This is a genomic window from Belnapia moabensis DSM 16746, from assembly GCF_000745835.1.
Lineage (GTDB): Bacteria > Pseudomonadota > Alphaproteobacteria > Acetobacterales > Acetobacteraceae > Belnapia > Belnapia moabensis.
This window is the reverse complement of the sequence record NZ_JQKB01000167.1, coordinates 1-6,252: the sequence shown is the minus strand read 5'-3', so window position 1 is coordinate 6,252 and position 6,252 is coordinate 1. Positions and strand designations below refer to the sequence as shown.

The following is a 6,252-nucleotide window of genomic DNA, read 5'->3' as shown; positions in this document are numbered from 1 at the left end:
CGTGTCTCGATGCAGATCGCAGGCAGGCCTGAGGCCACCAGCCCGGCGTAGAGCCACTGCGAGAGCGGGCCCGCCTCCAGGCCGAGCCGTGCGACGGAAACACCTGCCCGACAAAGGCAGGCTGCGATCGCGGCCGGATCGGTGTCTACTTTCGTCTCGCAGACAACCTGGCCAGCGCCGTCGAGGACGCACAGGCTCGTCTGGTCCAGAGAGACGTCGAGGCCAACATAGTGCTGGTTCATCCTGGAAGCCTTTCGGGTGAGTGGAGCAGTCCGGAGAGGTTGCCCGCCTCCAGACCGATTACGCCATCTCCCACGGGCTGCCAGGCTCGATGAACGCCGTCGCCGCGCCCACGCCGCTGATCCAACGCCGCACGGCTGTGGCTGCAAACTCGGGGCCATTGTCCGACCGAACATGGCCTGGGACGCCACGCAGGATGAGCAGGTCGGACAGGACGTCGATGACGTCGGCTGCCTTGAGCTGGCGCCCAACCCGGATCGCCAGGCATTCGCGGGTGAACTCATCGACCACGTTCAGCATCCGGAACCAGCGCCCGTCCCGGGTGCGATCTTCGACGAAGTCATACGCCCAGACCTGGTTCGGCCGCTCAGGCCGGAGCCGCACGCAGGAGCCGTCGTTCAGCCAGAGCCGCCCCCTCTTGGACTGCCGGGCAGGCACCTTTAGCCCCTCCGCCCGCCAGATCCGCTCCACCCGCTTGTGGTTGCACCGCCAGCCCTCGGCCCGCAGCAGGGCCGTGATCCGGCGGTAGCCATACCGGCCATACCGTCGGGCCAGGTCTACGAGGCGCTCTCTCAGCGCCGTTTCGTCGTCAGCCACCCTCGGCGCCTCGCGCTGCACCGAGCGGTGCTGACTCAGCACCCGGCAGGCAAACCGCTCCGAGACGCCCAGCCTACCCCTCACATGCTCGACGCAGGCCCGACGACGCGCAGTGCTCACCAGTAATGGGATGGTCCGCCCCGACCGGCATTTGGCAGAATGGCGGCGCAGCTGAGAGGAGGAGCAAGATGCTCAGGAACAAGCCTCGTGACGCTGCGGTTTACGGCGTTGACATCGGCAAGACCACCTTCCACGTCGTTGGCCTGGACGAGACAGGGCGACCCATTCAGAAGGCCAAGTTCCGCCGCGACACGCTGCTGCAATTCTTTGAGCGCGCCGCTCCTGCCATCGTCGGCATGGAGGCCTGCGGCGGCTCCCAGTGGCTCGCCCGGAAGATCACGGCGCTCGGACATAGGGTGCGCATTGTCCCAACGCAGTTCGTGAAGCCGTATGTGAAGCCCAACAAGAATGACCTCATCGATGCCGCTGCTATCGCCGAGGCGGTGACCCGGCCGACGATGCGCTTCGTCGAGATCAAGACACCCGAACAGGTCGACCTGCAGGCGCTGCATCGGATCCGCGAGCGCCTTGTGACCGCGCGCACCCGCCTGATCTGTCAGATGCGTGTCTTCTGTCTCGAGCACGGCGTCGCCATGCGGCAGGGCGCCGGGGCGTTCAAGCTCGACCTGGCGAGGGTGATCGCAGACGAGGAGAACGACCTCACGCCGACGATGCGGCGACTGCTGTCCGAGCTGTGGGAGGAACTGCGCGCGCTCGAAGGGCGCATCGCTGACGTCTCCCGCGAAATCGAGGCCACGGCAACCACTCACGATGTTGCACGGCCTCTTGCCACCATCCCCGGCATTGGCCCCCTCGGTGCCACGGCCATCATCGCCGCCGTCGGCGAGGGACGGCAATCCAGGAAGGCGCGCGATCTCGCTGCCTGGATCGGGTCCGTGCCGAGGCAGCACTCGACCGGCGGAAAGACTACCCTCCTCGGCATCAGCAAGCGGGGTAATCCCTATATTCGCCGGCTGCTGATCCACGGTGCCCGCTCGTGCCTGATGCATCTCGACCGAAGCCGCGACCGGCTTGGAGCCTGGCTGGATCAGTTGCGGACAAGGATGCATCCCAACAAGGTCGTGGTCGCGCTAGCGGCGAAGATGGCACGCGTCGCCTGGGTGATCCTGAACAAGCCCGGGGCACTGTACGAACGGCGCGATCCCGCCTTCGTCTAGGCGCCCCTGGCCGCAGCTTGCGAGGCTCGAGGGAGTGATGACGAAGCAGACGATCGGCGCGCAGTAAGCCCTTTCAGGGAAAACGGGCCCCATGCCCTTGCCAGTATCTGGGAACGGCGCGCGCGGATCTCCATCATGGCTTGGCCGCAACAGCGGCTCACTCGCGAGAGGCCGGATACATTGACGCAACTGCTGTCGTGATCACCAACTCGTCCCTTGCTGGGGAGGGGCGGACCATACATTTCCCGAAGCAGCTTCCTTCAGCACCAGCTTCTCCAACATCAGGTCCGCCACCGCATTTCGCAGCCTACCGTTCTTCTGCTCCAGCAGCTTCAGACCCTTCACCTGATCCAGCTTCAGGCCACCATACCCGCTTCGCCTGCGGTAATAGCTCTGCTCCGTCACCCCGATCGTGCGCACCGCCTCGGCCGCCGTCTTGCCCTGCGCCAGCAACACCTCGACCTGCCGAAGCTTGGCCACGATTTCTTCCGGTTTGTGGTTTTTCCTTGCAATCCCAAAACCCTCCGCGGCTCGCCGGCCTCACATTATCGGCGGACCGCTTCTACGGGTTAAGGTCACATCGTCGAAGCAGGCTGCGCAACACGTGTGCGCAGCCGCCTCTATCAATCCTTGGAACAGCACCTGGATACGCTACGGCGGGGGCTCTTCACCGGATTGCTTCTATTATGTCACGCGACTGAACTAGACGAGATCGCAGTGTCCACCAGACCACCGCTAGTCAGCGGCGGCGATTGGCGGCCCGTCGGCAGCGACGAGCAGCCAATATTTTGCACGGAGACTCATCCATGGATTCGGCGACACCGACGCCACCGGCGAGTGACGACGTACCTGCCCGCAACGTCATCTTGATGATCGCGGATGGCGCAAGCCCCACCACCTGGGACGCTGCCAGCTACTACCGCCATGGCGGCTTAGGGCACGAGGCGTACGACGACTTTGCCGTGCACCACCACATGAGCACTTTCCCTCTAACCACTTCGACCACGCCAGCCAACACGGCCGAAGGCGAGGTGTCCTACGATCCTGCTCAGGCTTGGTCCATCGAGATGGGGGACGGCTCTTACGAGGGCAATGTCAGCGAGTATCCGAACTACTTTGCCGGTTACGACTATCTGCGCCAGGGTGTCACCGACAGCGCCGCTGCCGGCACCGCCCTTGCGACAGGCGAGAAGACCTACAACGCCGCCATCAACCGCAACAACTTCGGCAATCCGCTTACCAATATCGGTGAGCTCGCTGTCGGGAGTGGCCGGGAGCTCGGCATCGTCAGCAGTGTGCAGTGGTCGCACGCGACGCCCGCCGCTTTCGGCGCGCACAACGAGAACCGAAACAACTACGCCGAGATCGCTCAGGAGATGGTCGAGAGCGGCAACGCTTCCGTCATTATGGGCGGGGGCCATCCATTCTACGACGCCAACGGTGAAGCTCGGACACCAGAGGGCGAGGACGACTTTCGATACGTCGGCGGTGAAAAAACCTTCCTGGACCTCATCGGCGGCCGCACGAACTACCGCTTCATCGAATCCCGCGAGGATTTCGAGGCGCTTGCCGATGGCACACTTGAGATTCCAGACGGGGAGAAGGTGCTCGGCACTTTCCAGACCGGCTCGACGCTGCAGTTCGAACGCGATGGCGTTGCAATGGGTGACCTCAATGAGAACGTGCCGAGCCTGGCCACGATGGCTGAGGGCGCGCTCAACGTGCTCCAGGACGACGAGGACGGCTTCTTCCTTATGGTCGAGGGCGGCGCCGTAGATTGGGCGGCGCACGCCAACAACTTGCCACGCATCGTAGAGGAGCAGATTGGCTTCAACGAGGCGGTCGAGTCGGTAGTCCAGTGGGTGGGGACGGAGAGCAGCTGGGACGAAACGAGGGTCGTCATCCTTACTGACCACGGAAACAGCATGCTGCTCGGCCCCAACTCGGACGATGAGGCGTTCGAACCAATCATCAACCAGGGTCAAGACTCGCTGCCGCTAGGCCGCTGGCATTCCGACAACCACACCAACGAGCTCGTGCCCGTTTGGGCGAATGGCGCCGGGTCCGAACTCTTCACGGCGGCCGCGACCAGCACCGACCCTGGACTCGCAAATCACGGCGCCGAGGGTGATGAGCAACGCTATCTCGACAACACCCAGATTTTCGATGTTGTGGCCGAAGCCATGGGCCTCCAAAAGGCTTCCGGTCAGCCTAAAGATGAACTGATGACGCAGCCGGAGGTGGATTGGGACGCACTCGCAGCGCAGGTGATTGCGAACTACGAAGCCACTGGCAACTGGTTCGTCCAGGATCTGAGCAGATGCGGCCCGAAACAGCTGGGCCGCATCTGCTCGCCTCGGAGGAAGAGTTGGCCGCAGGTTATGTCGTAAAGTTTTCGGCGGATCGGAGCAGGCCGTGCCCGGCCCGGTCTGGCCGCCTGTCGGTGCGTCGGATGAGAGTCAGCACTCCCATTGGCTCGCGCCTGCAGTCCGGGTTCTTACATGTTGACCAACTTGGTGAGGCGGACATAGCCGCGCATGGTCCTGACATCCTTGTGGCGCGAGTGCTCCATAATGGCCTCGTCGCGGGCACCGGCCTTGTAGGCTTCGGTGATAAAGCCAGCGCGTAGACCGTGCGCGGAAGGCGCTCCAGCCCGGACGCGGTCAGCCCCGCCTTGGCCACATAGCGGGCGAGGATCTTTAGAGCGTTTTCCGTTCGCACTGGCACATGGACCCCGCTCCAGCTTATTGTTTTTGCAAGCAAGTTACTCCGACTCGGCGATTCTACCTGATCGGATTTGCTCTAGGCAGCGCGTCGGGGTGCAGCGGCGTCGGCTCCATCGAGTTCCAGCGATTCACTTCCCGGAATACCGGGCCGTACTGGCGCGCAGCCAAGCCTCTATGGCCCGCACCGGGCAGGTCTCCGGTTTGGCGCCCCGCGGCACGCCGATCTCGGCCCCTGCCCGTCCTGATCGGTCTTGGCGCGGGATCAGCAGCCGCAAGCCCTCGGCGGTAAAGCTCAGGTGCTCCCGCTGCACGGCGGCCAGCTCGGAGCGCCGCAGCGCCGCGGCAGAGCCCAGCAGCAGCATGGCCCGGTCCCGCAGACCCGCCAGATCGCCGCTGCAGGTCGCCACAGGCGCCGGAGATCGGCGGTGCCAATCGCCGCGGCCCGGCGTTGCGGCCTGCCGTGCCGGCGAAAGGTCCCGGCCAGGGTGTCGCGGATTACCGGGTGTGAGCGCATCCAGGCCAAGCCGCTCATCCGATGGGCGCGGCCGATGGCGGCCAGGCGGCGGCGCAGGGTAGCCCGGCTGTGGCTCACCGTCAGCGCAGCGCAGTAGCCGGTTCAGTCGCGAAGTTTGCGGCAGATTGCGAATGGCCCTGACAGGCTTCGGATCAGGCGGCCGCCTGGAACAGCTCGGCGACGAAGGCGGCTTGGGTCCGCATATCGCGTCCGCCAACCTTTCGTACCTGCCCCTTTCTAATCATTGCCATCGCCTCGTAGCCTGCCAGTGTCCGTCGTGCTGTGTGGAAACCGTCGAAGCCCAGCCCAGGCCGGACCAGGCGTTTAACGCGCCGATGGTCTTGTTCCAGTATGTTATTGAGGTACTTGCATTTTCGTAGCCGGGCGAAGTGCCACAGCTCGTCGTCCGCTTTCATCTCCGCCGTGGCGCATGGGTAGGCTGGGTTCTTGTCCACCGTGATAGTGCGCGGGTTCACCGTGTGCGGCTGCCCCAACGCCTTGTGGAAGAACCGCTTTGCGGGGTCGGCATCGCGCTTGGCCAAGAGCAGGAAGTCGATCGTCTGGCCGCGGCTGTCGACCGCCCGATACAGGTAGGTCCCGCTGTACCGCCCGCGGATGCCGAGACACCGTGCTGCAGCCTACGCGGCGAGTGCCGCGGTTGAAAGCTGATCCTGCCGGACGGCGGTGGGTGGCTTGAAGCCGTGCTGCTCGATGAGCCAAGTCGCGTTGTAGGTGTCACGGAACTCGAGCGGCGCCTGGCGGAGCGCTTCGACGGTGTCGAAGGTCCGCACCCAGAGGAGGTTCTCCTTGAGGGTGCGGATGAAGCGCTCCGCGCAGCCGTTGCCCTCCGGCGCGCGCACGAAGGCGGGCGAGTTCTCGATGGACAGGAAGCGGAGCTCCTTCTGGAAGGCGTCCGACATGTACTGGCTGCCGTGGT

5 protein-coding genes and 3 pseudogenes are annotated in these 6,252 nt (G+C 64.5%); 2 read left to right on the top strand and 6 right to left on the bottom strand.

Features of this window, described 5'->3' with window-relative positions:
* Positions 1 to 242: pseudogene (locus EP26_RS29325) on the bottom strand (IS110 family transposase); the annotation flags it as partial.
* A 67-nt stretch (positions 243 to 309) separates the two neighbouring features.
* Positions 310 to 960 (bottom strand): annotated as a pseudogene (locus EP26_RS29320) (IS3 family transposase); the annotation flags it as partial.
* Between the two features lie 65 nt (positions 961 to 1,025).
* Between EP26_RS29320 and EP26_RS29315 the strand changes: the two are divergent.
* Positions 1,026 to 2,075 carry an IS110 family RNA-guided transposase gene (locus EP26_RS29315; RefSeq protein ID WP_043344695.1) on the top strand — a complete coding sequence of 350 codons (1,050 nt, stop codon included), beginning with the start codon at positions 1,026 to 1,028 and terminating at the stop codon, positions 2,073 to 2,075.
* A 231-nt stretch (positions 2,076 to 2,306) separates the two neighbouring features.
* On the opposite strand, the pseudogene EP26_RS29310 reads toward EP26_RS29315, so the two are convergent.
* Positions 2,307 to 2,588 (bottom strand): annotated as a pseudogene (locus EP26_RS29310) (transposase); the annotation flags it as partial.
* A 293-nt stretch (positions 2,589 to 2,881) separates the two neighbouring features.
* Here EP26_RS29310 and EP26_RS29305 point away from each other — a divergent pair.
* Positions 2,882 to 4,465 (top strand): alkaline phosphatase, encoded by a 1,584-nt coding sequence (locus tag EP26_RS29305; RefSeq protein WP_084113132.1) that lies wholly within the window; start codon positions 2,882 to 2,884, stop codon positions 4,463 to 4,465.
* A gap of 464 nt (positions 4,466 to 4,929) precedes the next feature.
* Here the strand turns inward: EP26_RS29305 and EP26_RS29300 are convergent, their stop codons facing one another.
* From EP26_RS29300 to EP26_RS29290, 3 genes are all read right to left on the bottom strand, one after another.
* The gene (locus EP26_RS29300) at positions 4,930 to 5,163 is read right to left on the bottom strand and encodes a site-specific integrase (RefSeq protein WP_157033917.1); all 234 of its coding nucleotides are present in this window, start codon (positions 5,161 to 5,163) and stop codon (positions 4,930 to 4,932) included.
* A gap of 304 nt (positions 5,164 to 5,467) precedes the next feature.
* Positions 5,468 to 5,905, bottom strand: coding sequence for a DDE-type integrase/transposase/recombinase (locus tag EP26_RS34140; protein WP_281177140.1), 438 nt, complete (start codon positions 5,903 to 5,905; stop codon positions 5,468 to 5,470).
* A 48-nt stretch (positions 5,906 to 5,953) separates the two neighbouring features.
* Positions 5,954 to 6,252, bottom strand: a 299-nt coding sequence (locus EP26_RS29290; protein WP_043344690.1) for an integrase core domain-containing protein, incomplete at its 5' end; no start/stop codon positions are given.